The sequence below is a fragment of the Dietzia sp. genome, assembly GCF_036741115.1.
GTDB lineage: Bacteria > Actinomycetota > Actinomycetes > Mycobacteriales > Mycobacteriaceae > Dietzia.
Window position 1 is genome coordinate 6,831 of sequence record NZ_DAINST010000013.1, and the last position, 24,731, is coordinate 31,561.

Below are 24,731 nucleotides of genomic sequence, written 5' to 3' on the forward strand. Positions count from 1 at the left end.
CTCCTCGGGCTCCCTCGACAGCGAGTCGGTCCAGAGTTCGCTCGAGCCGGGTTCGCCGCAGTCGCTCGCCGGCCTCGGCATCGGCGTCGCGATCACCATCGGTGTCGGCTCGGCCGCGGGCATCTAGTCCCCGCACCCACCAGCGCAGCGCCACCCGCGGGGCCGCAGATCATCTCGATCTGCGGCCCCGCCGCCTTATCCCCGAACCCACCTGGACCATGATGAATCCATGACCATCGTCGTCGCCTGCGCAGCATTCAAGGGCTCGCTCACGGCTACCGAAGCCTGCCGTCACGCGGCCGAGGGCGCGCGGCGCGCATTCCCCCACGAGGAGATCGTCACCTTCCCCGTTGCCGATGGCGGAACCGGATCCCTCGACGTCATGCGGCATATCGGCGCCCACCTCGAGCCGATCACCGTCACGGGCCCGGTCGGCAGACCCGCCGCCACCCACTTCGCGGCGCTCGACCCCGACTCCGCGTTCGTCGAAATGGCCGATGCGTGCGGCCTCCTCAAGCTCCCCGGCAACACCCCCGCTCCTCTCGACTCCTCGAGCTTCGGCCTCGGCGAGGCGATCCTCGCCGCGCTCGACTCCGGTCGCCCCAACATCCTCTGCGGCATAGGCGGCAGCGCCTCCACCGATGGCGGGACGGGGATGGCTGCGGCGCTGGGCGCCCGTTTTCTCGATGACGACGGACGTCCCCTTCCCCCAGGCGGCCGCGAGCTCCACCGCCTCTCCTCGATCGATCTGTCCGGGCTCGACGAGCGGATCGCGAACGCGCGGATCACCATCGCCTGCGACGTCGACACTCCCCTCCTCGGTGCCGACGGATCCGCGGCGGTATTCGCCCCGCAGAAGGGCGCCACGGCCGACGACATCGAGCTACTCGAGCGCGGGCTCGCCCGGCTGGCCCAGATCGCCTCGCCCCTCGGCGCCGAGCCGGACTACCCCGGGGCGGGGGCGGCCGGCGGCGTCGGGTTCATGGCGCGCCTGCTCGGCTGGGACCTCCGCCAGGGCTTCGAGGCGCTCTCGCATCTCACTGGCCTCGAGTACTCGATCGCCGGGGCGAACCTCGTGCTCACCGGCGAAGGCAGGCTCGACGACCAGACGGCCCACGGGAAGGCGCCGATGGGCGTCGCCGAGCTGGGCCGGGAGCACGGCGTCCCGGTGTGGGCGGTGTGCGGGAAGCTCGACCTCGGCGCCGAGCGGGTGCGCGCCGCGGGCTTCGCCGGGGCCGCCGCGCTCGCGGACATCGCCGAGGTCGAAGAGGAGGCGTTCAACCGCGCCGGCCCGCTCCTCGCCGAGCTCACCGCCGCGCTGCTCGCGGATACCGCAAGAACCGCGGACTGAGAGAAGCCCGAGGAATCACGTCGAGGCTCACAACTTCCACAGACCGTTCACAGCTACCGTGGACCCGTGGCACAAGCTGGTAGGCCAGACTCATGGCCATGACTGAGAATCCAGAGGCCGGCGCGCGCGTGCTCGTCTGCGATGACGAGCCGTCGATCGTCGAGTTGCTCCACGTGAGTCTCAAGTACCAGGGCTTCGACGTCCAGGTCGCGCGGGACGGGACCGAGGCGCTCGACATCGCTCGACGCTTCCGCCCGGACGTGATCGTGCTCGACGTGATGATGCCCCGGATGGACGGCTTCGACACCCTTAGCCGCCTTCGCGCCGACGGGATCGAGGCGCCCGTCCTGTTCCTCACCGCCAAGGACGCCGTCGAGGACCGCGTCCGAGGGCTCACCATCGGCGGGGACGACTACGTGACCAAGCCGTTCTCGCTCGAAGAGGTCGTCGCGCGCGTCCGCGTGCTCCTGCGCCGCGGCGGCATGCGCGACGTGCCCGCGGAGGACACCACCGTGTCGTTCGCAGACATCGAGCTCGACGACGAGACCCACGAGGTGCTCAAGGCCGGCCAACCCGTGACCCTCTCGCCCACCGAGTTTGCGCTCCTGCGCTACTTCATCGTCAACGCCGGGGTCGTGCTGTCCAAGGCGAAGATCCTGGACCACGTGTGGAACTACGATTTCGGCGGCGACGCCAACGTCGTGGAGACCTACGTCTCCTACCTGCGCAAGAAGGTCGATACCGGGGAGAAGAAGTACCTCCACACGCTCCGCGGCGTCGGGTACGTTCTGCGCGAGCCCCGGTAGGGGCGCCCGGATGAGGCTCCTCGACCGCTTCCCCCTGCGGGTCCTCCTCGTGGCGGCGACGGTCGCGCTCGTCGCCCTCGGTCTCGTCGGCTCGGGCGTCGCCGTCACGCTCACGATGCGCGCTCAGCTCATCAACACCCAGGACCAGAAGCTGCGCGAGGCGATGAGCGAATGGGCATCGACCCCACCGCCGCGGCCGCACGAGTCCTTCATCCCGGAAGAGGCGAACCGACAGCGCCCGCCGAGCCAGTTCTTCGTCGCGGTGCGCACGTCCTCCGGGCAGCTCCTCTTTGAGGTCGACGACAGCTCGACCTCGCCGACCCTCCCCGACCAGGTCGCCCTCCGCCAGCCCTTCGACCTCCCCGATTCCGACGGCGAGGGCGAGTGGCGCGCGCTCGCCGACATGGATTCCCAGGGCAACATCACGGTGCTCGCGGTTCCCCTCGACTCGACCGTCGACTCGACCGTGGTCAAGCTCGTCCAGGTCCAGGCGCTCGTTGGGATCATCATCCTCGCCGGCGTGGGCACGTGTGCCTGGATCCTGGTGCGACGCTCGCTGCGCCCCCTGCAGGAGGTCGAGTCGGCAGCACACGAGATCGCCGAGGGCAATTTCGACCGCCGCCTCCCCGACGTCTCGCCGCACACCGAGGTCGGCTCCCTAGCGCAGAGCTTCAACTGGATGGCCAGCCGCATCGAGTCGGCGTTCGCCGCGACCGAGGCCTCGAGGCAGAAGGCCGCCGACTCCGAGGACCGCATGCGCACGTTCGTCGCGGACGCCGGCCACGAGCTGCGCACTCCGCTCACCTCGATCATCGGCTTCGCCGAGCTGTACAGGAAGCGGATGATCCCGGATGCGGACGCCGCCTTCGACCGCATCGAGCCGGAGGCCAAGCGGATGCATGTGCTCATCGAGGACCTGCTCACCCTGGCGCGCCTCGACGCCGAGCGCCCCATGGCTCACGAGCAGGTGGATCTGCCGCACGTCGCCGCGGACGCCGTCGCCGGCGCCCGCGCGATCGAGCAGGACAGGGACGTCGCCCTCCGGGTCGATGCGGCGCCCGTCGTCACAGGCGATCCGGGCCGGCTCCGCCAAGTGGCGCTCAATCTCGTGGTCAACGCGCTTCGCCACGCGGGGCCCGGCGCGGCGGTCACGGTGCGGGTCACCGAGGCGCTCGCCTCCACTGCAGAACACTCGGCGTCGGTCGGCCCCACGCTTCGTCCTGGCACGCGTGTGGGCGTCCTCGAGGTGGACGACGACGGAGTGGGGATGGATCCCGAGACCGCCGCGAAGTCGTTCGAGCGTTTCCACCGCGCTGATGACTCCCGTACCAGGGCCGACGGGGCCGGCGGCAGCGGGCTCGGGCTCGCGATCGTCGCCGGGATCGTCGAGGCGCACGGCGGTGCGGTCCACCTCGACACGGCGCCCGGGCGAGGGGCGCGCTTCCGCGTGGAGATCCCGCTCGACGGTCCTGTAGACGGCAACCCGAACGCCTGATCTCGTCTGAGTCGAAGTGGTGGCAATCACTCGCTCGAGAGGGCACAATAGTATAAGTAGACAGATCGGTTCATTCTGCCCTCCTCGGCGTTCGGCGCCTCGAGCCCGCAACACCGCGCGGGAGGGCAGTGCCCAAGGAGGAAAGCACACAATGGCAAAGATCTACTCGGACGTCACCGAGACCATCGGTCGCACCCCGCTCGTCCGGCTCAACAAGCTCACCGAAGGCATCGACGCCACCGTCGTCGCCAAGCTCGAGTCGGCCAACCCGGCCAATAGCGTCAAGGACCGCATCGGCGCGGCCATCATCGACGACGCGGTGGCCTCCGGCGCGCTCAAGCCCGGCGGGACCATCGTCGAGGGCACCTCGGGCAACACCGGCATCGCCCTCGCCTTCGTCGCCGCCGCCCGCGGGTTCAAGACCGTGATCTGCATGCCCGAGTCCATGTCGATCGAGCGCCGCGCCGTCATGCGCGCCTACGGCGCCGAGCTCATCCTCACCCCCGCCGCCGAGGGCATGAAGGGCGCGGTCGCCAAGGCCGAGGAGGTCGCCGCCGAGCGCGAGAACGCCGTCCTCGCCCGCCAGTTCGCGAACCCCGCCAACGTCGACGTCCACCGCCGCACCACCGGCGAGGAGATCTGGGACGACACCGAGGGCGACATCGACATCTTCGTCGCCGGAATCGGCACCGGCGGCACCATCTCCGGCGCCGGCGCGACCCTCCGCGGGCACAAGAGCGACATCGAGATCGTCGCCGTCGAGCCGAAGGACTCGCCGCTGCTCACCGAGGGCAAGGCCGGACCGCACAAGATCCAGGGCCTCGGCGCGAACTTCGTCCCGGAGATCCTCGACCGGGAGATCTACAACGAGGTCATCGACGTCACCCTTGAGGACTCGCTCGCCGTCGCGCGCAAGCTCGGCACCGACGAAGGCATTCTCGCCGGCATCTCCTCCGGCGCGAACGTCTGGGCCGCCCTCGAGGTCGCCAAGCGCCCGGAGAACAAGGGCAAGACCATCGTGGTCATCGTGTGCGACTTCGGCGAGCGCTACCTCTCCACCCCGCTCTTCGAGGAATACCGCAAGTAATGTCCGAGCCCGCCGCCTCTAGGACCGCGCCCGCCCCGGGATTCCTGCGCACGTTGCGCGAGGACCTCGCGGCGGCGCGCGCGCACGACCCTGCCGCTCGCGGGGATGTGGAGAACGCCCTCGTGTACTCGGGGCTCCACGCGATCTGGTTCCACCGCCTCGACCACCGGCTGTGGCAGGCAGGCGGCGCGCGGCGTTCTCTCGCGCGGGTGCTCAGCCAGTTCGCGCGCTTCCTCACGGGGATCGAGATCCATCCGGGGGCGCAGATCGGCCGCCGGTTCTTTATCGATCACGGCATGGGCGTGGTCATCGGCGAGACGGCGGACATCGGCGACGACTGCATGCTGTACCACGGGGTCACGCTCGGCGGCGTCTCGATGGCGCAGGTCAAGCGGCACCCGACCCTCGAGGACGGGGTCACGGTCGGCGCCGGGGCGAAGATCCTCGGGCCAGTCACGGTCGGCGAGGGCAGCGCCGTCGGCGCGAACGCCGTGGTCACCAAGGACCAACCCGCCCACTCGGTGATCGTCGGGATTCCCGCGAAGGCCCGCCCCATGGCGGAGGCCGCCCCGGAAGAGCTCTCCGAGACCTTCTTCGTCGATCCCGCGATTTATATCTGACGGCGCACGGGCGGCGCCACCGCCTGTCCGCCTCGTCGGCCGCGGCCCCGGCTTCCTCGTTCGGAGGAGGTCGGGGCCGCGGCGTGTTTGCGATTCCCGGCCGTCCGGCGTCATGGGCGAACACTAGGCTGGGGCCCATGGAGGGGCAGATGAAGCAACGGGCGAGACGCCTCTTCGGGCTCGACGAGGAGTGGGAGCGGCCGCTACCGGGGCGGTGGCTGCGCACGGATGCGCTCACGGCAGTGGTCGCGTATCTCGTCGGGATCGGTGTGCTCCAGACGATGTCCGCCTCGCGCGTTCTCGAGATCGAGGCGCCGCTGTGGCAGCAGCTCGTGTTCCTCGCGATACCTTCGGCGGCGCTCGTCGCCAGGCGGCGCTACCCGCTCTCCGCCGCGCTCGTGGGCACGGCCGTGGTGTTTCTAGGAGGGTTCTGGATCCCGACGCTCACAGCGTTCATCTCGACGCAGGCGATCTCGTTCTTCCTCGCCTACTCCGCCGCCGCGTGGGCGCGGAACAGGTGGCACGTGGTGCTTCTTGCATCGGCCACAGGCCTCGCCCTCCTCCTGTGGATGGCGTGGCTCGCCGCGCAGGCCTCGGGAGCGAGCCGGATCGCCGAGATCGTCGGGCTCGACAATGGCGAGACGCTGTCCCTGTGGCGGATCCTCGCGTTTCTCTTCTACAACGTCGTGATCAACATCGTGTTCTTCTTCGGTGCGCTCGGTCTCGGCGCGGTCGCGTGGTGGGACGCGCGGCGCACCGAGCAGGTTGCGGACTACGGGGCGCTCGTCGAGGAGCAGTCCGCAACGCTCGCCCGACAGGCCGTGACCGCCGAGCGGCTCCGAATCGCGCGCGAGCTCCACGACGTGGTCGCGCATCACGTCTCGGCGATCGGCGTGCAGGCCGGCGCCGCGCGGCGGGTGCTCGAGCGCTCCTCCGATTTCGAGGCCGCCCGCACCACCGTGGCCGGCGCCCTTGTGCAGGTCGAGGATTCCTCGCGGAAGGCCGTGACGGAGATGCGCTCGCTGCTCGGGACCCTGCGCGACTCGGCGCACGTGGACGAGACGGTCGAAGGGGCTCTCGGGAGCGGCGCGCGAGTGAGCAAAGACGGGGCCCTCGAACTCGACGCGTTCTCCGCCCGTGCGGCCGCCGCCGATGTCGACCGCTCCCCCGCCGGCCCCGGCCTCGAACACCTCGACGAGCTCATCGCGGATGTCTCCCGGGACCGCCCCATCGTGGCGTTCGACATCGTCGAGGACCCGGCAATCCCGCGCGCAGAGATCCCTGCCGGCGTTTCGGCGTCGCTGTATCGGATCGCCCAGGAAGCGCTCTCCAACGTGCGGACGCATTCGACGGCCACGTCCGCGCGGCTCACGCTCCGCACCGGGCGGGCGGCGATCCGCGGCGAGGACACAGCGTTCGCCGAGGTCGAGGTGGTCGACGACGGCCGCCCGCGCCACGGCACCGCCGGAACCGGGATGGGGCAGCTCGGGATGCGCGAGCGGGCGCGCTCGCTCGGCGGCGCCGTGGAGATCGGCCCGCGCGCCCTCGGCGGCTACCGCGTCCGCGTCCGCCTCCCCATTTCCCGGAAGGATTCCTGATGCTCACCGTGCTCGTGGTCGACGACCAGGCGCTCATGCGCTCCGGGTTCACGATGATGCTCTCGGCCGAGGACGATATCGAGGTCGTCGGCGAGGCCTCCGACGGCGCCGAGGCCATCGACGCAGTGCGCCGCCTCTCGCCCGATGTGGTGCTCATGGACGTGCAGATGCCCGTGCTCGACGGCATCGCCGCGACGCGCTCGATCGCCGGCGCGGACCTCGCACGGGTCCTCATCCTCACCACCTTCGACCGCGACGACTACCTCTTCGACGCCCTCCGCGCCGGGGCCTCCGGCTTCCTGCTGAAGAACTCCGACCCCGACGAGCTCGTCGCGGCGGTCCGCGCCGTGGGGCACGGCCATGCACTGCTGTCGCCGCAGGTAACGCGCAGGGTCATCGAGCAGATGACGGCGGAGGAGCCTCGCGCCGGGGCCGCCGCGGATGCCACTGCCGGTGGACCCGGCGCCGCCGGCCCGGTCGGCGGGGCGGGCGACCCCGGGGTCCCGCCGCCCCTCGATTCCGAGACACAGCGGATCGTCGATTCCCTCACGGGCCGCGAGCGCGAGGTCCTCGAGGCCGTGGCCCGCGGACGGTCCAACGGGGAGATCGCCGAGGAGCTCGTGATCGGCGAGGCGACGGTCAAGACCCACGTGTCCTCGGTTCTGTCCAAGGCGCACCTCCGCGACAGGGTGCAGGCCGTGGTGTTCGCGTACCGCTCGGGCATCGCGACCCCGGCCGAATAGCCGGTACGGCTACCGCGCCCCGAGGACGTCGCGGCAGACCTCGAGGTGGCCGAGGTGCTGCGCGAACTCGTGGAGCACGTGGTCGAGGACCCACTCGGGACTCGCGTTCGCGAAATCCCGTACCGAGGTCCCCCGCGCCGCCCGATTCCTGATCCCCTCGGCCAGTGCGATCCGCACCCACTCCGCGAGCCGCGGCCGCAGGGCATCGAGCAGGGCTCGCGCCTCCGCCACGGTCCCTGTGGCGCGGAACTCGGAGTCGCGGTCGCGGTCGATATCCTCCCCGGCCACGAAGGACCCCAACCAGAATTTCGCCATCCCGTCGACGTGGATCACCAGCGCGAAGGCTGAATTGACCACGCCCGGAACGGGGCTGGCGTTGACTCTCTCGTCGTCCAGCGTGCCCAGAGCCGCCGCATACCCGTCGAGGATCTCGCCGGCCACCGCGAGGAACGCCTCCTCCCGCTCGCCGGATCCGGCGCTGCCTCCGCGTGCACCGCCTCCGTCAACTCCGCCCTGCGCATCATCCATGCGCCGATCCTCGCACTCCGCCTCCGCCTCAAGGGGGAGGGACGTCCGGCGTCAGGCGAAAAACCGCAGCGCAAGACCCTCCTCGAGGCGGATCCGAAACCGCTTGGCCCGCCTTAGCGTGGAGACCACACAGAGCGGAAACGCAAACGCTGGAAAGCAGAAGCGGAGCGCCGCTCCACACACCAACCGAGGAGCAGAGCATGTTGCAAGTGCAGGGCCTCGCCAAATCGTTCGGGAGCACCCAGGCGGTGGCGGACATCAGCTTCGACGTCCAGCCGGGGATGACGGGCTTCGTCGGCGGCAACGGCGCGGGCAAGACGACGACGATGCGAATGGTCATGGGGGTACTAACCCCGGACGCCGGGCAGGTGCTGTGGAACGGCGCCCCCGTCGACCGCGCCATCCGCCGGACCTTCGGCTACATGCCCGAGGAGCGCGGCCTCTACCCGAGGCAAAAGGTGCTCGAGCAGATCGTGTACTTCGGCAAGCTGTTCGGCCGCTCCGCCGCCGGCGCCCGCCGCGACGGACTCGAGCTCCTCGAGCGCTTCGACCTCGCCGATCGCAAAGACAGCGTCCTCGACTCGCTCTCGCTCGGTAACCAGCAGCGCGTTCAGATCGCGGTCGCCGTGATCGGCCGGCCCGAGTTCCTCCTCCTCGACGAGCCGTTCTCCGGGCTCGACCCCGAGGCGGTCGATTCGATGGCCGACCTTCTCCGCGAGTACAACGCCCGCGGCGTGCCCGTGCTGTTCTCCTCGCACCAGCTCGATCTCGTCGAGCGGCTGTGCGACCAGCTCACCGTGCTCTCGCGCGGCCGCGTGGTCGCCTCCGGCAGCCGCGAGGAGCTGCAGCGCTCGGGCCGCATCCGCCACCGCCTCGTCATGGACCGCGACGTCGGCTGGCTCCGCGATTCCGGAGTCTCCGTTCTGGATGTCTCCGGTAACTCCGCCGTCCTCGACCTCGTCGACCAGGCCGAAGCCGATCGGCTCCTCGCCGACGCCCTCGGCCGCGGCTCCGTCGTCGAGTTCGCCGAGCTCGTCCCGTCCCTGTCCGAGATCTACCGGGAGGTGTCCAAATGACCACGCAGATGACCACCGCGCAGCAGCCGCGCATGGATGACGGCTACGGCCCCGATCGCAAGGAAGACGAGGGCGACCAGCGCGCATGGATGACCGTCGCCGCCCGCGAGATCTCGGTGAAGCTCCGGGACAAGAACTTCATCTTCTCCACGATCTTCATCGTGCTCATCATGGCGGTCTCGGTCGGGATCAGCGCATACTTCAGCTCGCGGACCACCACGGAGACCATCGCGGTGGCCGATGCCCAGTCGCAGCAGCTGGTCGACGGGATCGCGGAGCTCTCGGAGAAGCAGGCCGACGGCGCCGATTCCGACGGCGACAACTCGGCAACGGGTGCCGCCCCCAGTAATCCGACAGCCGACGTCATGGGCAATACGCGTTTCGAGACGATGCAGGTCGCGGACGAGGCCGCGCTCGAGCAGGCCGTCTCCGACGGCGACGCGGCGGCCGGACTGATCCGCACCGATTCCGGCTGGGAGATCGTCGGCGACCGCGAGATCGAGAGCTCCGTCAAGGCGACGCTCAGCGCGGCGATCGTGCAGGCCGGAATGGCGCAGAACGCCACGGCCGCGGGCACGTCGATGGAGCAGCTCCAGGAGGGCACCGCCCCCACAGAGCGGCTCCTCGCGCCCGGCGCCGAGAACGAGGTGCCGCCGGAGGCGCTGCGCTACATCGCCGGCCTCGCGTTCGGCTTCCTCTTCTACTTCGCCGCCATGATCTTCGGCGCGGCGATCGCCGGCTCGGTAGTCGAGGAGAAGCAGTCGCGGATCGTGGAGATCCTCGCGGCGGCCGTGCCCGTCCGCTCGATCCTCTTCGGCAAGATCGCCGGCATGACACTCCTCGCCACCGCGCAGGTCGCGCTGTTCGCGATCATCGGGCTAGTCGCGGTGTCGTTCACCGACTACTCGACGATCCTCCCCGCGATCGGCCCGGCAGCGGCCTGGTACGTCCTGTTCTTCATCTTCGGGTTCACGGCGCTCGCCTCGCTCTTCGGCGCGGCCGGTTCGCTGGCCTCGCGGACCGAGGACACGCAGTCGACGATGTCGCCGATCCTCACCATCGTGATGGTCGCGTTCTTCGCCTCGCTCTTCCTCAAGGGCACGGCGCAGGTCGTGTGCTCGTACATCCCGATCATGTCCTCGATCCTCATGCCGGTGCGCCTCGCCACGGGCGACGCGCAGTGGTGGGAGGCCATCATCGCGCTCGTGATCACGGTGATCACAACGGCCGCGCTGGTCGCGCTGTCCGACCTGATCTACCGCCGCTCGATGATGCAGACCAACCGCAAGATGACCTACCGCGAGGCGATCTTCGGCAAGCAGTAGACACGAAATCGCACCAGCGGCCGCCCGATACCCTGGCCCCATGAGCGCCAGTATCGACGTCGTCACGATCCCCCACCCCCGGCTCGGCAGCTGGGAGGTGGGGGTTCGGCATTCCGTGCCGGATGCCCCTTCGCCCGTGACGCCGAGCGCCACCCCTCCCTTCGCCGCCGCCACGTCTGGCGGTTCCGGATCTACTGCCGGGGCAGGCGGCTCGGCGGGACCGTCCCGGCGCGTCCTGCTCATCGGCGGAACCGGGCAGACCCCGGATACGTGGCGCGCCACGGAGAAGACGCTGCTCGCGGCCGGTTTCGAGGTCGCGGTGTACGCGGCGCGGGGGATCACGCCGTCGGTGGCGCCCGAGCTGCCGTGGACGCTCGACGATATGGCCGCCGACGCGCTCGCTGTCCTCGACCACCTCGGGTGGTCCGAACCGGTGGCGCTCGTCGGCTATTCGCTCGGCGGGTTCACCGCGGAGTTGCTCGCGCGCCGCCACCCGGAGCGCGTCGCCCACGCCGTGCTGCTCGGCGGGCACAACCAGTCCTCGGAGGTCTCGCGCGCGGCCCGCGACACCCGCCTCGCCATCGGCGACGATCCCCGCGCGCAGGAAGCCTTCGAGCGCTTCCTCACCTTCGTCACCACCCTCGACACCGAATCGCTCACGCAGCGCGATGCCCTCGCGCGCACGTGGTGGGAGGTCCTCGAGCTCCAGTCCTCGGTGTGGGCGGCGCCGCACGCCCGGGAGGGACAGGGCCAGGCGGTGACGGCGTGGGTCGACGGCACCGCAGAGCGTCCCGAGCTACCTGCGAGCGGCGTGCGTCCCGTGTTCTCGCTGATCAGCTTCGCGGGCGACCTCTACATGCCCGCCGGGGCGCCGGCCGAGCGCGCGGCCGAGTCGCTCGGTGGTGCGCCGTGGGTGTCGACGAGGACGGTGCCAGGAGGCCACGGGGCGTTGTTCTCCGCGCCCCGCGAGGTCAACGAGGCGCTGCTCGCCGAGCTGTCCGCCCCTCCCCGGGGCGAGGCGTAGCCGGGGCGGCGCGGGACTCGGCAGGCGCGGGCGAAGCGTGGCGGCGCGATCAAGGCGTAGACGGGGCGGCTACGCGACGAGCGAATACGCGGCCCACGCGGCGCCGCTGCACAGCACCGCCATACCGAACCAGTAGGCGATGGCGCGGACCCAGCGCCGGGCGCGCAGCAGGTACGCGACCTCCACGGCGGCCGACGAGAACGTCGTGAACCCGCCGCAGAACGCGGCCGTCGCGCTCCACTCGGGCCGCGCGATGGACCCCGCGACGAACAAGCCCGTGGCGAGTCCCAGCGCGGCGGAGCCCAGCACGTTGACGGCGAGGATGCCCGCCGGACCCACGGGGCGCACCGCCTTCTTGATGCCCGCATCGAGCACATAACGCAACGCGCCGCCGAGGGCGGCGGCGATGATCACGACGAGTGCCGTCATCCCCGAACCGCCTTCCGCGCCGCGCTCTCCCCGGACGCCTTGCGAACCGAGCGCAGGCGCAGGAACTCGCCGAACGCGATGCCGCTGAGCGCGGCGGGGACTCCCACGACGAGCATGCCCGCGAGGTAGAGCGCCACGTCGATCGCCGGGCCCTCGGTCTGCACGATGGCAACGTCGACGGCGAAGGTCGAGTAGGTGGTGAACCCGCCACAGAATCCGGTGCCCAATGCGAGCCGCGCCGCGGGCTGCCAGCTGCGGGGGCCGAGCGTGAGCTCCGTGATGAGGCCGAGGACGAATGCCCCGACGATATTGACGGTGAAGATCGTCGTATAGCCGGCGACGGAATGGGGCTGGCCGAGGAACGCGCCGACGGTTCCGCGCGCGACAGCGCCGAGGGCGGTGCCGGCCGCGACGAGGATGATCGCCACGAGAATGCCTGGTCCGGCAGGTTTCTCGCTCATTCTCGCCCCCTCGCGCTTCTCATCCGTTCGATCTGGAAGCGGCCGCATCCGGAGACCGAAGCGAGCCACCGAATCGATTCACCGGTCCCGGTACCCTATCCGGTCGCCGCCCCGGAGGTACGCGCCCGGGCCCCGCCCTACGCGCCGCGGCCGTCCGGCTCGACCCCGCGGTTGTTGATCTTCCTGTGGCTCCAGTCGATCTGCCGCTTCGCATTCGACACCGCGACCACGCCGCCGGTGCCGATGTAGCCATCGCGGTCGTAGATCGCCGTGGTGCCCACCGACACGCCCTCCGACTCGACGTGCATGTCGGCGCGCATGCCGAGGTCCGGAGTGCGCGGGAGTCGTGCGAGGGAGAGGGTCAGGTCGGCGTTGATGAATCCGATGCCCTCCGTGCCCCAGTTGGTGATGAGGCTCGTCCCCTCCGAGAGGATCGCCGCGCGCTGGAACGGGCTCGCCTCCTCGCCGGCGACGACGTCGATGGGCCGGAACCAGTAGGCGCGGCGCTCGGCCACCTGGTGGGCGGTCATATCGTTGCTCCATCCGGCGCCGGCCGTCTGGTACATCGGGAACTGCTCCGGCGGCATGGGCTCGGTGGCGTACTCCGGCGGGACCTCGACATCGACCTCCGGCGACCACACCTCGCCGGCCGGGTTCTCGGAGCGGCGCAATTGCACGAGAGTTGCGCGCGTCTTCGTCTCGCCGTCCTGGATCAGCTCGGCATCGGCTACGCGGATCCGGTTGCCGTCCCTGACCATGCTGGTCCACACCTCGAACGGCGCGCTGTGCACGGGCCGGAAGAGATCCACGGTGAGGCGCGCCGGCTGGAACTCGGCGTCTCCGGTATCGATCTCGAGGGAGCGGGCGACCGCGCCGACCACGGCGGGCCCGGATATGTCGGTGCTCTTCCACGCGCTCATGGCGACCTGTTCCGGGATGTAGGTCGAGCCGTCCAGGCGGTGAAAGGTGAGTACGCTCATGCACCCGATCCTATCCAGCGCGGGTTCGGCCGGAGCCGTATCGGGGCAGCGCTTCGAGCCGGATCAGCGCCCGGAGCGTTGCCGGATTCGCCACGCCGCGAGCACCATGGGCACCTGCATCGGTAGCCGCGCCCACGCGATAGCGCGCCACGGCCAGAACGGCTTCCGCTTCCACGCCCGGACCATGTGCAGGTTTCCGGGGAACACCCCGATAAACAGGATGACGGCGGACAGCGCCCCCAGCTTGCGCGTCCGGGGCACCGCGAGGAGCCCGGCCACGCCGAGCTCCGCGACACCCGAGCCGTACGTCCACGAGCGGCGCGAGAACGGGAGCTCGGGCGGGATGAGTCCGTCGAACGGCTTCGGACGCGCGAAGTGCAGGGCCCCCATGGCAACGAGGGCGCCGGCCATGGCCAGGGCGCCCTTGTCCGCACCTCGGCTCACGCCGTTGCCTTCGCTCGCGCTGGATGCCGCGTTCGATCCCGAGCCCATGGCCACGTCCCCTAGACCGCGCGCTGCCGACGCTGCTCGGCGATCGAGGTGTCGAGGAGCCAGGCGCGGAGCACGGCGACGACCTGCATCTCGAAGTACGTCTCCGAGCTCGGCGCTGCGGGCCACGCGGCGATTTCCAGTGCGATAACGCCGTGGAGCGAGGCCCACACCGAGGACGCGACCTCGGCGACGGGCTCCGCCCGGAAGATGCCCTCGTCGATGAGCGCGTCGACGACCTCGAGTAGCGCGTCGTGCGGGGTGTGGCGCTCGCGGATCACGAGATCGTAGAGGCCGGGGTTCGCCACCGCCCACAAGCGGTAGGCGCGGGCCAGCGCGCGGAGGTCCTCGAGGGGGCCGCGCCCGCCGAGCACGGCGCGCTGCGCCGCCGCGAGATCCGCGTCCGCCTCCCTCGCGACCGCACTGAGCAGCCCGTTCTTGCCGCCGAACATCGTGTACACGGCGGTGGTCGACGTCCCCTGACTCGAGGCGAGGGAACGCAGACTCAGACCTTCGGGACCGGAATTGCGCATGCGCTCTGCGGCCTCGTCGAGGATTCCGCGGCGCAGTGCGTCGTCATAGGCAACATTTCGGGACACGCCGGACAGGGTATGACGCCGTTACGACGCCGCCGGTGTGCCACGCCGGAGACGGGCGGGCTCGGGGCCGACCTAGACTGGCGCCATGCCTACGCTCGAACAGAACGAATCCGTATACATTCTCCGTTTCTCCACTCCGGAAAACGTCGACGAAGCACCGGACAACGTCTTCTCCCCCGATTTCCTCGACTCCATCGAATCGTGCCTCGACACCCTCGAGGCCGCGGAGGGCCCGGCCGCGCTCGTCACCATCGGCGCGGGGAAGTTCTACTCCAACGGCCTCGATGTCGAGTACGGGTTCCGGGACGCCGAGACGCTCAATCCGTACATCGAGCGGGTGCACCGCATGTTCGCGCGTTTCCTCGAGCTGCCGATGCCCACGGTCGCCGCGATCAATGGGCACGCCTTCGGCGCCGGCGCGATGCTCTCGTTGTGCCACGACATGCGGATCATGCGCACCGGGCGCGGCTTCTGGTGCCTCCCCGAGGCCGCCCGCGGCATGCCGTTTCCCCCTGGGATGAATGCCCTGGTGACGGGCTCGCTGCCGCCGCAGACCGCGCGCCTCGCGATGCTCACCTCGCAGCGCTTCGGGGCCGAGGACGCGCTCGCGGCGGGCATCGTCGACGCCGTCGCCGAGGAATCCGCGCTGCTCGACGAGGCCACGCAGCGCGCCACCGCCGCGACCCTTCTCGACGGCAAGAACCTCAAGGGCATTCGCGCGGGTATCCACGCGAACACTCTCGCAGCGCTCGCGCTCCCGCAGGAGTAAGCCGAAGCGGCGCGTTTCCCCCGTACCTATGACGGCGGCGGCCCCGGATATCCGGGGCCGCCGCCGTCATTTATCTGTATCTATATCCCGCCGCGAGCGGGAGTCTGGCACCTCTGATCAGTGCGCGGCGGCGAAAGCCTCGAGAATCGGCGCGGGAATGCGGCCGCGGTCCGAGACCTCGTAGCCGTTGTTGCGGGCCCATTCGCGCACGGCCTTGGTATCGGTATTCGACGCGGTGCGGGAGCGGGATGCGCCGCGGCGCGAATTCGAGGCGACCTTGCGGCCGTTCTTGATGTACGGGGCGAGGGCCTCGTGGAATGCCTCGGCGTTGGCCGAGTTGAGGTCGATTTCGTAGTCGGCGCCGCCGACGGAAAAACGAATGGTGGTCCCGTCCTCACCGAGGACGGTGCCGTCGATGTCGTCGATGAGCTCGATATTGATCTGCCTTGCCATGATGGCCGCCTTTTCTCGGGAAATTCATCGGCGGGCGCACGCATTTGCATAGCCCGAATACTTGATTCAAAAGTGCCTGCATTTACGCAAATAGTCAAATGTCCCGCAGATTGCCTGCCGGTTTATGCCTGATAATTTCCTGGCGGCGCAGAACTCCTTACACGCGGGGACCCCTCGCCACGTCCCCGCGGAAAGGCTCCCGGGACTGCTCCTCCGGGCCATCTGCCAGCGGTGGGCTTTACATACATAAGTCATGTATGTATTGTCGTCGTCGTGGAATTCACCGAAGCCGAACTCAGAGAGATCGCGATCAAGCTCACGATCACGGCCGCGCAGTTCAGCCGCTATCAGCGGCAGTCCTCTCCCAACGAGTCCACGGCTGCGACGTGGCGGGCGTTGTCGCTGCTCGAGAGCTATGGATCGCTCCGGGTCACCGAGTTCGCCCAGCTCGACAGGCTCTCCCAGCCGGCGGCCACGTCGACGCTTCGCAGGGTCGTGTCCGAGGGCTACGCGGAGGCGGTGGTCGACGCCAACGACAGGAGGGCCAAGCAGATCCGGCTCTCCTCCGCCGGCCAGGAATTCCTCGCGAGCCTGCGCAATGCCGCCGGAGACCACCTCATCCGCGAGTTCGACAAGCTCACGGCCGAGGAGATCTCGGCTATCGACACCGCATGCACCGCCCTTTCGAAAATCCTTCGGGGAGACGGCGCGGAAAGCGGGGACTCGGCAGGACGCGGAACTCCGCCGTCACAAGAGGGTGGAATCCCCGCCCGCACCTCGGGCTAGGGATTCGCACGTCCGCACCGAAATGGGTTCGGCCACTCGGCATTCCCTCCGATTGTGTGCAATGCAAAGAAGAATACGAAGATCTGAAGATCTAAGGAGTTGTGAGAATGAAAAGTGTGGAGGACGCACAGCCCGAAGCGGGCGGGCTTCTCAAACAGCCGCGCGCCGTATGGGCGGTCGCTTTCGCGGCGACTATCGCGTTCATGGGAATCGGCCTCGTCGATCCGATTCTCCCGGCAATCAGCGAATCGCTCGAGGCCTCGCCGAGCCAGGCAATGCTGCTGTTCACGAGCTACCTGTTCATCACCGGTATCTGCATGTTCTTCACGAGCTGGGTCTCTACCCGAATCGGCGCGAAGAAGACGCTGATGCTCGGTATCGGACTCGTGGTGATCTTTGCGGCTCTCTGCGGGCTCTCCAACGATGTCAATGCGATCATCGGCCTGCGCGGCGGCTGGGGCATTGGCAATGCGCTCTTCGTCTCCACGGCACTGTCGGCGATCATCGCCTCCGCATCGGGCGGAGTCTCCGGCGCGATCATTCTCTACGAGGCCGCGCTCGGCGTGGGCCTTGCCGTGGGCCCGCTGCTCGGCGGCCTCCTCGGCGAGATCTCGTGGCGCGGTCCCTTCTTCGGCACCGCCGTGCTCATGGCCATCGGGTTCATCGGCATCGTCGTGATGCTCCCCAAGCTCCCCAAGCCGCCGAAGCCCGTGGGCGTCTCCGAGCCGTTCAAGGCACTGCGGAACCCGGCCCTCGCGGTCCTGTCCCTCGTGGCGCTCCTCTACAACTTCGCGTTCTTCTCCCTCCTCGCCTACTCCCCGTTCCCCATCGACGACGCGGCGGCGGACCAGGGGATGCACTTCGGCGCCCTGCAGCTCGGCTTCGTCTTCTTCGGCTGGGGCATCGCCGTGGCCCTGTCCTCGGTGTTCGTGGCGCCGCGGCTCATCGAGGCGTTCTCGCTCATCGGGACGATCATCGGCACGATGGTGGTCTTCGCGCTCGACTTCGTCTTCCTCGCGCTCATGGTGCACTCGCTCGTCGGGCTCATCATCGGCGTCGTGTTCGGCGGCCTGTGCCTCGGCATCCTCAACACCTCGCTCACCGAGGCGTCGATGAACGCGACGGATCTCCCCCGCCCCGTCGCCAGCTCCACGTACTCCGGCGTCCGCTTCGTCGGCGGCGCGATCGCGGCGTGGCTTGCCGGCGAGATCGCCAAGGCCGTGGGCGCCCCGGCCCCGTACTGGGTCGCTGCCGTGATCCTCGTGATCGCGATCGCGGTCTTCGCGCTCGCCCGGCCGCTGTTCCACCGCCTGCACCCGGAGTATGTCGCGGAGGAGAGCGTCCCCGCGGCCGAGCCGGCGCGCTAGGTCCGGTAGGCCCGCTGATTGCCGCCGGCGACTTGGTCCGGTCGGCGATTGCCGACCACCTGTCCCCACGCCTGCTCCACAACCCCTCTACAAGCATCCCCGCCGGTGACGGCGGGGATGCTTCTATCATCGGGGAGGCACTGCCCGGGGCCGCGCGCCGCGGGCCACGAGGTCCCGGCGGCCGAGCCAACCGGCTCGCCGGACGGCACCGGCGAGGAGGAACTAGTGAGCACAAGCAGCACCGCGCCCGATGGAACGGCAGCGAGCGGGGCGGGCCCGCACACCACGCTGTTCGATTTCGACGCCGAGACTCTCTCGGGGGATGAGCGCGCGCTATCGGAATACCGCGGGGACGTGGTCCTCGTGGTCAACACCGCTTCGAAGTGCGGGTTCACCCCGCAGTTCGAGGGCCTGCAGAAGCTCTACGAGGGCTACCGCGAGCGTGGCTTCGTCGTGCTCGGCTTCCCCAGCGGGCAGTTCCGGCAGGAGCATGAGGAGGCCGAAAAGATCGGCGCAGCGTGCACGAGGAACTACGGCGTCGACTTCCCGATGTTCGCCAAGACCGATGTCAACGGGCCCCACGCGCATCCGGTGTTCGCCTGGCTCAAGGAGCAGGAGCCGGGCGCGCTCGGCAAGCTCCTCGGCGGCCGCGCGGGCAGCGGCGCGATCAAGTGGAACTTCACCAAATTCCTCGTGGGCCGCGACGGCGAGGTCATCGCCCGTTTCGCCCCGAAGACCACGCCGGAACAGATCGCGCCGGAGATCGAGCGCGCGCTGGGCGCCCCTGCGAAGTAGACGGGCGCCGTAGCCGCGCGAGCCCCGACGGCGAGCCGGGTGGGCGCCCCGGTCCCACGAATGGCGGCGCGGGGGAACGTCCGCGACACCATTCCGTTAGCCTGCATCTCTATCCCCCGAGCGAGCGAGGAGTCGTTAAAATCGACAAGATGTCCGGAGATCTTTCCCGCCCCGATGCCACATCCGCGCCGGTAGAGAAGGCACAACCGGTCGCGGACGGAGGTGCCGAGGCGCACGCGGGCGAGGGCACCGGCGGAGGTGCCGTGGGCGCCGCTGCCGCCCCGGCGCCGGCGACTGCCCGGTGGGGCGACATCCTCCCGGCGATCTCCTCGCTCCCCGACTCCCCACAGGGCTCCGCCGCCGAGGTCCTCGTCGCCGGGCCCGAGCAGCCGCTGCGTCTCACGAGCCCCGAGACCATCCTCGACACCGCCCTCATCCTCGCCCCGCACCTGCGCTCGAGCACCAAGACCATCGCAGAGCTCTTCCCGCGGATCCCCGGGTGGGTCGATATCGTCATCCCGTCCCCCGCCTCGAAGAGTGACGGCTCGACTCCGGCGCCCCCCACCTCGATCTCGATCGAGGCGAGCCGCAGGCTCACCGTCTCCGCGGCCGCCGCCGCGGCCGGGATCCCGCCCGCGCGGCTCGTCAGCTCGCTGGTCCAGTGCGCGGTGCTCCATTCCGTCGCGCAGCCGGAGCCGCAGTCGGACGGCGCCCGCCGCCTCTCGGGCTGGCTCGCCGGACTCGCTCCTATGGACGCCTACCTCCTGCACACCGCAGTCCTCGCCGATCGCGTCCCGCGCGCCCAGCGCGTCCAGGCCTCGGGCATCAGCGGCCGCTCGCGCGCCGAGCAGCTATGCATCTTCTTCGGCTCTCTCGTCGCCGCCGATCCCGAGCTCGCGCCGCTCTTCTCCCGCATCTACACCGAGCTCAACCCGTTGTCGTCCGAGTCCCGCTCGCGGGCGCGTATCCCCGAGCTCGCCGAGCAGCTCCCCAACGGACTCGGGTGGGGCGGCACCTCGCCCGCAGGACCCACGCTCGGGCACCTCTTCGGCCTCCTGCACCCCGAGCTCGACGCGGAATCCGGCTGGCTCCTCGTCCGCCACGCGAAGAAGGGCGCCCCGCGCGAGTCCTGGACCATCGGGGCGCTTCGCGAGACCCAACACGACATGCTCGCCCAGCTCTCCAGAACTGGCGAGGTCTCGCTCGGCGAGCTCCGCGACAAGCTCACCAAGGCCCGCGTCCCGATCTCCCACGCCGACGACACCGAGCGGTGGCTCGACTACGTCGGCCTCGCGGTCGGCGAGGACGGGGTCGTCCGCCCCGCCGAGCAGGACGTGGCCGACGGCGATTCCTCCGACGACGCCCTAGCGGAGCCCCGTGCGCAGGTGGAGAACGTCTTTCCCGGCGTCCTTCCCATCGTACTCGGCGAGTGGCGCTCGTTTATCGAGACCTCCATCTATCCGAGTCCTGCGCCGCTCACCGAGGCGCAGGTCGAGCTCATCTCAGAGGGATCGCGCACTCCGCTCGCCCAGCAGCTCGGCGAGGACCGGTTCGCGCTCTACGTCCGTCTCTCCCACCTCGCCGACGCCGATTTCGACGCGGTCGCCCGCGTACTCGGCGCCGGCCCCGAGCCGCTCGCCGAGCTCGAGCAGCTCGGCGACCCGGCCACCTCGCTCCTCGACGCGCTGAGCGAGGCCCTCGCCGGCCCGCGCGGCGCGTACGTGGCGATGCACCTGGTCTGGGCGGTCAACCGCTGCCGCGGGAACGGCTCGGCGCACGCGCACTACTCGGAGTCGAAGAACGAGCTCGGCAGCGCGCTCCTCCTCCACCCCGCGACGTTCCCCGATCCCGATCCGGCGATCGGGTGGATCGAGATGTTGCGGACCCCGTGGTGGGTCGATCCCCGCTCGAGTGACGCCGGAGGTCCACCGCCCATCCCCGCGGCCGAGGTCCTCCGCCGCCGCGACCTGGAGGGCGAGCTCTCCCCGGATGTTCTCCGGGCCATGGAGTCCGCCGAGTTCCGCGCCCAGATCGACCGCCGCATCCAGGACACCCTTGCGGCCGCCGCGGGGCAGGCCGCCGGGCCGACTGCGGCGTCCGCCGTCACACGCGATGTGGACGGAGCGGCCGTGCCCGACCCAGGCGGCAGGGAGGGTGCAGCCGACGCTTCGGTCGCCGCAGGCGCCGCGGTCGAGGCCGCTGCCGCGCCTTCCGGCGAAGGGAATACCGGCGCCGAGCCCGAGCTGCACGACCTGGAAAAGGAGCTCGCCGCGCGCCTGGAAAGCGCGCCGCTGGTCGCCGCCGTCACGCCAGGGCAGGCTGAGCTCGATCGGCTGCGCGCGGCACTCGAGGGACGCTTCGCAGCCCTCGACGCGGACGCCGAGATGTACACCGAGCTTTTCGAGCGCTTCCCCGCCGTAACGCTGTTCGTGCTGGTGGACACGGCGTCGAAGCACGCGTACGCCGGTCAGGAGCAGGGCGCATCGCCCGCCGAGGCCGAGCTCGGCGTGCTGCCGTGGATCGCCGCGGCGCTCGGGCTCGACGACTCCGCCGCCGACGGCGAGGCGATCCGCGCGCTCCGCGCCTCGTTGGAGTCGTGCCTCGAATCCCTCCTCCGCGGCTTCGGGCTCGAGACCTTCGACGAGGTCCCCTCGGGCGATGTCGGGGACGTGCTCGTCGCGCACGCGGCGGTCCCCGAGGCCGCAATGGGCACGGTCGCCGAGGTGCTCCTCGAGTTCACGAACTCCGTGGCCGACCGCACGATCCAGAAGGCCCGACCCTGGCTCCTCGACCCCAGCCAGCGCGAGTTCTTCCTCTCGCTGCCCACCGGCACCCAGTACCTCGTGCGCTACGCCGGCGAATCCGCGGGAGAAATGCTCGAGGGCGCCATTGACGTGGTCGAGATGTTCCTCGCGGGCTTCGAGCGCGCCGACGTTCTCGCCGGGGAGACCGTGCTGCCGCGCGGCCTGTGCGAGCAGCTCCTCGCCGCGCTCCACGTCCCCGCCGCCGAGGGCCGCGCGCTCTCGGCGATGGCACGCCGCGCCGCAGACCGCGCGCAGCGCCCGTACCTGTGGCTCGACGGCACCGACGCGGTGTGCGTCGCGCTGCCCCCGGTGGCGAAGTACACCGACGACGCCTGGGTCGTGACCACGGGCGACGAGGTGACCCCCGTGCGGCCGCGGCGCTCGCTGCGCGATGACGAAACGCAGCTGTCCCTGCTCGGCAGGCCGACGCGCCGGGTCGCAGTCACCCACCCGAGTTTCCACGCCGTGGCCGAGCTCCGCCTGTTCACCACCGACTTCCCTGTGGCCGTCTTCCAGCCCGACGGCATGCACGTCCCGACCTCGTCGATGATCCCCGAGGGCGAAGTCTTCGCGCTCGTCCCGCCGGGGCACGAGCCCGCCTCGCCCGAGGCCGGGGGCCCGGTGGTGCTCGAGACCCTCGACACCCCCGAGGGCTGGGGCCAGTGGACGCTACAGCTGTGGAGCCTCGAGGGGCTCGAGGAGGTCGTGGTCCACGACGCGGAAGGCGTCGCCCATGGAATCCGCGTCGGCACGCGCGCACTGCCCTCGCTGTGGGACACCGAGGACGAGCCGCTCGAGCGCCTCACCGGCGTGGAGAGCGAGCTCGGCGTGCCCGTGCTCGCCGTTCGCCCCTGGCTCGACGTGCCCCCGCTCGAGGAAGGGCAGCGGCCGTGGCAGGTGGCCATCCGGAGGACCGGTGACGACGCAGGCGCCTGGTACCCCGTCGGCCACTACGACCCCACCGACGAACACGAGGGCCACGCCCTCTTCTCCGACGGCGTGCTCGAGCACTTCGGGTACTCGGAGAGCGAGCCGGTCCTCGGCGGCTTCGACATCCGCATCGAGGGCCCCGATCATGCCCGCACCGATATCCGGATCTTCGTCGCCGAGGGTTTCTACGCGCACTTCCCCGAATCGCCCCGGCTTCCCGAGGCCGACGGCGCGACCCCGGCGGTCGCCGAGCTGAGCGCCGAGCCCGTGGGGGGAGAGGACGCGGAGGACGAAGATGCTTCAGGTGACGGGGCAGACGGGGCCCACGGTGCCGCGGACGGCCGCGCGCTCGGCATCTCCGCGCACACCGTGGAGTTCGGCGCCTCGACGCGCAAGCTCCGCGTGCAAGTCTCCGCGGGCGAGCGGACGGAGACGCTCGTGCTCCGGCCCCCGCGGCTCAAGTTCCGGATGACGGGCACGGGTATGGCGCCCGCGTGGTCCGACCAGCAGATCTCGCGCTCGGCCTACGACCTCGAACACGCGACGCTCGTGGTCCGCGACCCATACGCGACGCTGCACATCTCGCTGCAGCTCGTCGACGAGCGCGGGCGGCTCACGCAACGCGCCGATTTCGACCGCGCCGTCGACGGCACGTTCCGGATCGACGTCCAGCGCTTCGCCGAGCGTGCGAAGACGCTGCGCAAGGGCGAGATCCGCGCCGTCGTGGTCGACCCGGACGCCGAGGGCACCCGCTCGTACAAGCGCGTGGCCACGCTCGTCCGCTTCGGAACCGCCTCCGAGCAGCACATCACCCTCGAGCGCAAGCGCCTGCGCGTGCCCGGCGCCGAGGGCGTCGACGATCTCGTCTGCCGCGTGTGGCAGCTCGAGCGGCCGTGGAAGCCGGCGCTGTCGATCCCGGTGACCGACGGCTTCGCCCCGCTGCCGGCCGAGCTCGACGGAGCGGGCCGGCTCCGCGTGGACGTCGCGATCGAGGACCCCTGGGACCCGGTCCCGGCCGCCGCGCTCCCCCACCGCGGCACGACATCGCTGCAGACGGCGTCACGCTTCTCCAATACAGGGCAGGGCCTGCTCTCGCAGTTCCTCGCCGGGCGCGGCGCCGCGACCTACGTGGCGAGTTCGCTGTCCGAGGTGTGGAGCGCGTGGTCGCTGCTGTCGCTCAATCTCCACCCCGTGACGGACCGGCCGCTGCGCACCGAGCTTGCGGGCCACCTGCGCTCGAGCCCGCGCGCGAACCTGCTCTCGCTCGACAGGTCCACGCTGACTTCGCCGCAGAAGGTCGCCGCGTTTATCGCCTCCGGACTAGTCAGCGAGCCGATCGCGCCGGCGCCCCCGGGCGGGGACCACTGGGACCGCTCGGCGGCGGGGACGCGGCGCTCGATGAGCGGCTCCACCCGCCCCCGCGAATCGTGGATCGACGTGTTCCTCTCGATCGCGAACATCGGCAACGAGCCGCCGCGCCTGCGCCGGGCCACCGCGGCGCACCTCCGCGAGGTCGGCGGCGACTCGCTGCACCACGTGCTCGCGTTCGGCGAGGACCCGCTGCAGAGCTCCGTGCGCCTCGGGCTTCCCGAGGTGCAGGCCGCGATGGACCCGACGCTGCGGCAAATGCTGCTGTCCCGGCCGACCATCCCGGGTCCGCTACTCGACGCTTCCTCGCGGTGGGAGGGGCTCCTCGCGCTGCTGCGCAACGAGAAGGCGTTCACCTCCGGGTACGTGCGCGACCAGTTCGAGCGGATGCTCGGCAAGTACGAGTCGCTGCGGCGGTTCCGGCCCCTGTACCGGCTGATCACCGAGCGGATCAAGGCGCTGCCCGCGACCGTCGAAGTGGACAAGCGCGCGTCCAAGGGCGGGCGCGGACGCGGTCGCGGCGCGGCGAGCTCCTCGCAGGCCGTCGAGCTGCCCATGTGGTCGAACATCCCGCAGCTCACGTTCTCCCTCGCGCTCCTTGCGCGCGGGCACGCATACGGCTATTTCGCCACGGGGCTCGACCAGGACCTCCTCGACCTGTGGGCGCGGCTCGTGGCGCAGGCGCCGCAGCAGATCGTTATCGACCTGGTGCTCGCCGAAGCGCACATCGCCCACCTCCGGCTCGGCGGGGCGACCTTCCTGCCCTGATCCCGGCGCCGAGAACCTCGGCCCGCATTGCCGTCCCTCCCCGGGAACCGGATGCCCCTCCCCATACGTCGTCTCGGGTG

The 24,731-nt window shown here is 70.4% G+C and carries 22 protein-coding genes; 15 read left to right on the forward strand and 7 right to left on the reverse strand.

The window, feature by feature from the left end; translation table 11 throughout:
• Window positions 1-229: 229 nt before the first annotated feature.
• The 7 genes from V7E05_RS03520 to V7E05_RS03550 all read left to right on the forward strand — a co-directional run bounded on the left by V7E05_RS03520 (window position 230) and on the right by V7E05_RS03550 (window position 7,700).
• Window positions 230-1,351, forward strand: a complete 1,122-nt coding sequence (locus V7E05_RS03520; RefSeq protein ID WP_333618291.1) for a glycerate kinase — start codon at window positions 230-232, stop codon at window positions 1,349-1,351.
• Window positions 1,352-1,449: 98 nt separating this feature from the next.
• Window positions 1,450-2,157, forward strand: coding sequence for a response regulator transcription factor (locus V7E05_RS03525; RefSeq protein WP_333618292.1), 708 nt, complete (start codon window positions 1,450-1,452; stop codon window positions 2,155-2,157).
• A gap of 10 nt (window positions 2,158-2,167) precedes the next feature.
• The gene (locus V7E05_RS03530; protein WP_333618293.1) at window positions 2,168-3,652 is read left to right on the forward strand and encodes a sensor histidine kinase; all 1,485 of its coding nucleotides are present in this window, start codon (window positions 2,168-2,170) and stop codon (window positions 3,650-3,652) included.
• A gap of 151 nt (window positions 3,653-3,803) precedes the next feature.
• Window positions 3,804-4,739, forward strand: coding sequence for a cysteine synthase A (gene cysK, locus V7E05_RS03535; protein WP_333618294.1), 936 nt, complete (start codon window positions 3,804-3,806; stop codon window positions 4,737-4,739).
• Complete coding sequence (gene epsC / locus V7E05_RS03540; protein ID WP_333618295.1) at window positions 4,739-5,359, forward strand: serine O-acetyltransferase EpsC; 621 nt, start codon at window positions 4,739-4,741, stop codon at window positions 5,357-5,359. Before cysK ends, epsC begins: the two co-directional genes overlap by 1 nt.
• Window positions 5,360-5,496: 137 nt before the next feature.
• On the forward strand, window positions 5,497-6,957 hold the full coding sequence (locus V7E05_RS03545; RefSeq protein WP_333618296.1) for a sensor histidine kinase: 1,461 nt from the start codon (window positions 5,497-5,499) through the stop codon (window positions 6,955-6,957).
• Window positions 6,954-7,700, forward strand: a complete 747-nt coding sequence (locus tag V7E05_RS03550) for a response regulator (protein ID WP_442891584.1) — start codon at window positions 6,954-6,956, stop codon at window positions 7,698-7,700. The genes V7E05_RS03545 and V7E05_RS03550 overlap by 4 nt, the downstream gene beginning before the upstream one ends.
• Before the next feature lie 9 nt (window positions 7,701-7,709).
• Here the strand turns inward: V7E05_RS03550 and V7E05_RS03555 are convergent, their stop codons facing one another.
• Entirely contained in the window at window positions 7,710-8,228 is a 519-nt protein-coding gene (locus V7E05_RS03555) for a mycothiol transferase (RefSeq protein ID WP_333618298.1), read from the reverse strand.
• A gap of 200 nt (window positions 8,229-8,428) precedes the next feature.
• Between V7E05_RS03555 and V7E05_RS03560 the strand changes: the two genes are divergently transcribed.
• Genes V7E05_RS03560 through V7E05_RS03570 form a run of 3 tightly spaced genes read left to right on the forward strand, consistent with a single transcriptional unit; the run spans window position 8,429 to window position 11,653 of the window.
• On the forward strand, window positions 8,429-9,304 hold the full coding sequence (locus tag V7E05_RS03560; protein WP_333618299.1) for an ABC transporter ATP-binding protein: 876 nt from the start codon (window positions 8,429-8,431) through the stop codon (window positions 9,302-9,304).
• Window positions 9,301-10,629, forward strand: a complete 1,329-nt coding sequence (locus V7E05_RS03565; protein WP_333618300.1) for an ABC transporter permease — start codon at window positions 9,301-9,303, stop codon at window positions 10,627-10,629. Before V7E05_RS03560 ends, V7E05_RS03565 begins: the two co-directional genes overlap by 4 nt.
• Before the next feature lie 40 nt (window positions 10,630-10,669).
• The gene (locus V7E05_RS03570; protein WP_333618301.1) at window positions 10,670-11,653 is read left to right on the forward strand and encodes an alpha/beta fold hydrolase; all 984 of its coding nucleotides are present in this window, start codon (window positions 10,670-10,672) and stop codon (window positions 11,651-11,653) included.
• 69 nt (window positions 11,654-11,722) lie between these two features.
• Here the strand turns inward: V7E05_RS03570 and V7E05_RS03575 are convergent, their stop codons facing one another.
• The 5 genes from V7E05_RS03575 to V7E05_RS03595 form a co-directional block, all read right to left on the reverse strand.
• Window positions 11,723-12,082 carry a fluoride efflux transporter FluC gene (locus V7E05_RS03575; RefSeq protein ID WP_333618302.1) on the reverse strand — a complete coding sequence of 120 codons (360 nt, stop codon included), beginning with the start codon at window positions 12,080-12,082 and terminating at the stop codon, window positions 11,723-11,725.
• The gene (locus tag V7E05_RS03580; RefSeq protein WP_333618303.1) at window positions 12,079-12,543 is read right to left on the reverse strand and encodes a fluoride efflux transporter FluC; all 465 of its coding nucleotides are present in this window, start codon (window positions 12,541-12,543) and stop codon (window positions 12,079-12,081) included. The genes V7E05_RS03575 and V7E05_RS03580 overlap by 4 nt, the downstream gene beginning before the upstream one ends.
• Before the next feature lie 137 nt (window positions 12,544-12,680).
• Window positions 12,681-13,523: an acyl-CoA thioesterase domain-containing protein gene (locus tag V7E05_RS03585; RefSeq protein ID WP_333618304.1), complete on the reverse strand. Its 843-nt coding sequence runs from the start codon at window positions 13,521-13,523 to the stop codon at window positions 12,681-12,683.
• A gap of 63 nt (window positions 13,524-13,586) precedes the next feature.
• Entirely contained in the window at window positions 13,587-13,934 is a 348-nt protein-coding gene (locus V7E05_RS03590) for a DoxX family protein (RefSeq protein WP_333618324.1), read from the reverse strand.
• Window positions 13,935-14,026: 92 nt separating this feature from the next.
• On the reverse strand, window positions 14,027-14,611 hold the full coding sequence (locus tag V7E05_RS03595) for a TetR/AcrR family transcriptional regulator (RefSeq protein WP_333618305.1): 585 nt from the start codon (window positions 14,609-14,611) through the stop codon (window positions 14,027-14,029).
• An 85-nt stretch (window positions 14,612-14,696) separates the two neighbouring features.
• Between V7E05_RS03595 and V7E05_RS03600 the strand changes: the two genes are divergently transcribed.
• Window positions 14,697-15,380 carry an enoyl-CoA hydratase/isomerase family protein gene (locus V7E05_RS03600; RefSeq protein WP_333618306.1) on the forward strand — a complete coding sequence of 228 codons (684 nt, stop codon included), beginning with the start codon at window positions 14,697-14,699 and terminating at the stop codon, window positions 15,378-15,380.
• Between the two features lie 117 nt (window positions 15,381-15,497).
• Here V7E05_RS03600 and V7E05_RS03605 read toward each other — a convergent pair whose 3' ends face one another.
• Complete coding sequence (locus V7E05_RS03605; protein WP_333618307.1) at window positions 15,498-15,833, reverse strand: histone-like nucleoid-structuring protein Lsr2; 336 nt, start codon at window positions 15,831-15,833, stop codon at window positions 15,498-15,500.
• Window positions 15,834-16,106: 273 nt separating this feature from the next.
• On the opposite strand from V7E05_RS03605, the gene V7E05_RS03610 reads away from it, so the two are divergent.
• The 4 genes from V7E05_RS03610 (at window position 16,107) to V7E05_RS03625 (ending at window position 24,651) form a co-directional block, all read left to right on the forward strand.
• Window positions 16,107-16,619, forward strand: coding sequence for a MarR family winged helix-turn-helix transcriptional regulator (locus V7E05_RS03610; RefSeq protein ID WP_333618308.1), 513 nt, complete (start codon window positions 16,107-16,109; stop codon window positions 16,617-16,619).
• A gap of 107 nt (window positions 16,620-16,726) precedes the next feature.
• On the forward strand, window positions 16,727-17,986 hold the full coding sequence (locus V7E05_RS03615) for an MFS transporter (protein WP_333618309.1): 1,260 nt from the start codon (window positions 16,727-16,729) through the stop codon (window positions 17,984-17,986).
• Window positions 17,987-18,211: 225 nt separating this feature from the next.
• Window positions 18,212-18,781 (forward strand): glutathione peroxidase, encoded by a 570-nt coding sequence (locus tag V7E05_RS03620; RefSeq protein ID WP_333618310.1) that lies wholly within the window; start codon window positions 18,212-18,214, stop codon window positions 18,779-18,781.
• 149 nt (window positions 18,782-18,930) lie between these two features.
• Window positions 18,931-24,651 carry a hypothetical protein gene (locus V7E05_RS03625; RefSeq protein ID WP_333618311.1) on the forward strand — a complete coding sequence of 1,907 codons (5,721 nt, stop codon included), beginning with the start codon at window positions 18,931-18,933 and terminating at the stop codon, window positions 24,649-24,651.
• The last annotated feature ends 80 nt before the right edge of the window (window positions 24,652-24,731 follow it).

What these genes read in the sequence shown, in the direction of transcription:
- V7E05_RS03520 (WP_333618291.1), top strand. Translation starts at nt 230, where the DNA reads ATGACCATCGTCGTCGCCTGCGCAGCATTCAAGGGCTCGCTCACGGCT.
- V7E05_RS03525 (WP_333618292.1), top strand. Translation starts at nt 1,450, where the DNA reads ATGACTGAGAATCCAGAGGCCGGCGCGCGCGTGCTCGTCTGCGATGAC.
- V7E05_RS03530 (WP_333618293.1), top strand. Translation starts at nt 2,168, where the DNA reads ATGAGGCTCCTCGACCGCTTCCCCCTGCGGGTCCTCCTCGTGGCGGCG.
- cysK (WP_333618294.1), top strand. Translation starts at nt 3,804, where the DNA reads ATGGCAAAGATCTACTCGGACGTCACCGAGACCATCGGTCGCACCCCG.
- epsC (WP_333618295.1), top strand. Translation starts at nt 4,739, where the DNA reads ATGTCCGAGCCCGCCGCCTCTAGGACCGCGCCCGCCCCGGGATTCCTG.
- V7E05_RS03545 (WP_333618296.1), top strand. Translation starts at nt 5,497, where the DNA reads ATGGAGGGGCAGATGAAGCAACGGGCGAGACGCCTCTTCGGGCTCGAC.
- V7E05_RS03555 (WP_333618298.1), bottom strand. Translation starts at nt 8,228, where the DNA reads ATGGATGATGCGCAGGGCGGAGTTGACGGAGGCGGTGCACGCGGAGGC.
- V7E05_RS03560 (WP_333618299.1), top strand. Translation starts at nt 8,429, where the DNA reads ATGTTGCAAGTGCAGGGCCTCGCCAAATCGTTCGGGAGCACCCAGGCG.
- V7E05_RS03565 (WP_333618300.1), top strand. Translation starts at nt 9,301, where the DNA reads ATGACCACGCAGATGACCACCGCGCAGCAGCCGCGCATGGATGACGGC.
- V7E05_RS03570 (WP_333618301.1), top strand. Translation starts at nt 10,670, where the DNA reads ATGAGCGCCAGTATCGACGTCGTCACGATCCCCCACCCCCGGCTCGGC.
- V7E05_RS03575 (WP_333618302.1), bottom strand. Translation starts at nt 12,082, where the DNA reads ATGACGGCACTCGTCGTGATCATCGCCGCCGCCCTCGGCGGCGCGTTG.
- V7E05_RS03580 (WP_333618303.1), bottom strand. Translation starts at nt 12,543, where the DNA reads ATGAGCGAGAAACCTGCCGGACCAGGCATTCTCGTGGCGATCATCCTC.
- V7E05_RS03585 (WP_333618304.1), bottom strand. Translation starts at nt 13,523, where the DNA reads ATGAGCGTACTCACCTTTCACCGCCTGGACGGCTCGACCTACATCCCG.
- V7E05_RS03590 (WP_333618324.1), bottom strand. Translation starts at nt 13,934, where the DNA reads ATGGCCGGCGCCCTCGTTGCCATGGGGGCCCTGCACTTCGCGCGTCCG.
- V7E05_RS03600 (WP_333618306.1), top strand. Translation starts at nt 14,697, where the DNA reads ATGCCTACGCTCGAACAGAACGAATCCGTATACATTCTCCGTTTCTCC.
- V7E05_RS03605 (WP_333618307.1), bottom strand. Translation starts at nt 15,833, where the DNA reads ATGGCAAGGCAGATCAATATCGAGCTCATCGACGACATCGACGGCACC.
- V7E05_RS03615 (WP_333618309.1), top strand. Translation starts at nt 16,727, where the DNA reads ATGAAAAGTGTGGAGGACGCACAGCCCGAAGCGGGCGGGCTTCTCAAA.
- V7E05_RS03625 (WP_333618311.1), top strand. Translation starts at nt 18,931, where the DNA reads ATGTCCGGAGATCTTTCCCGCCCCGATGCCACATCCGCGCCGGTAGAG.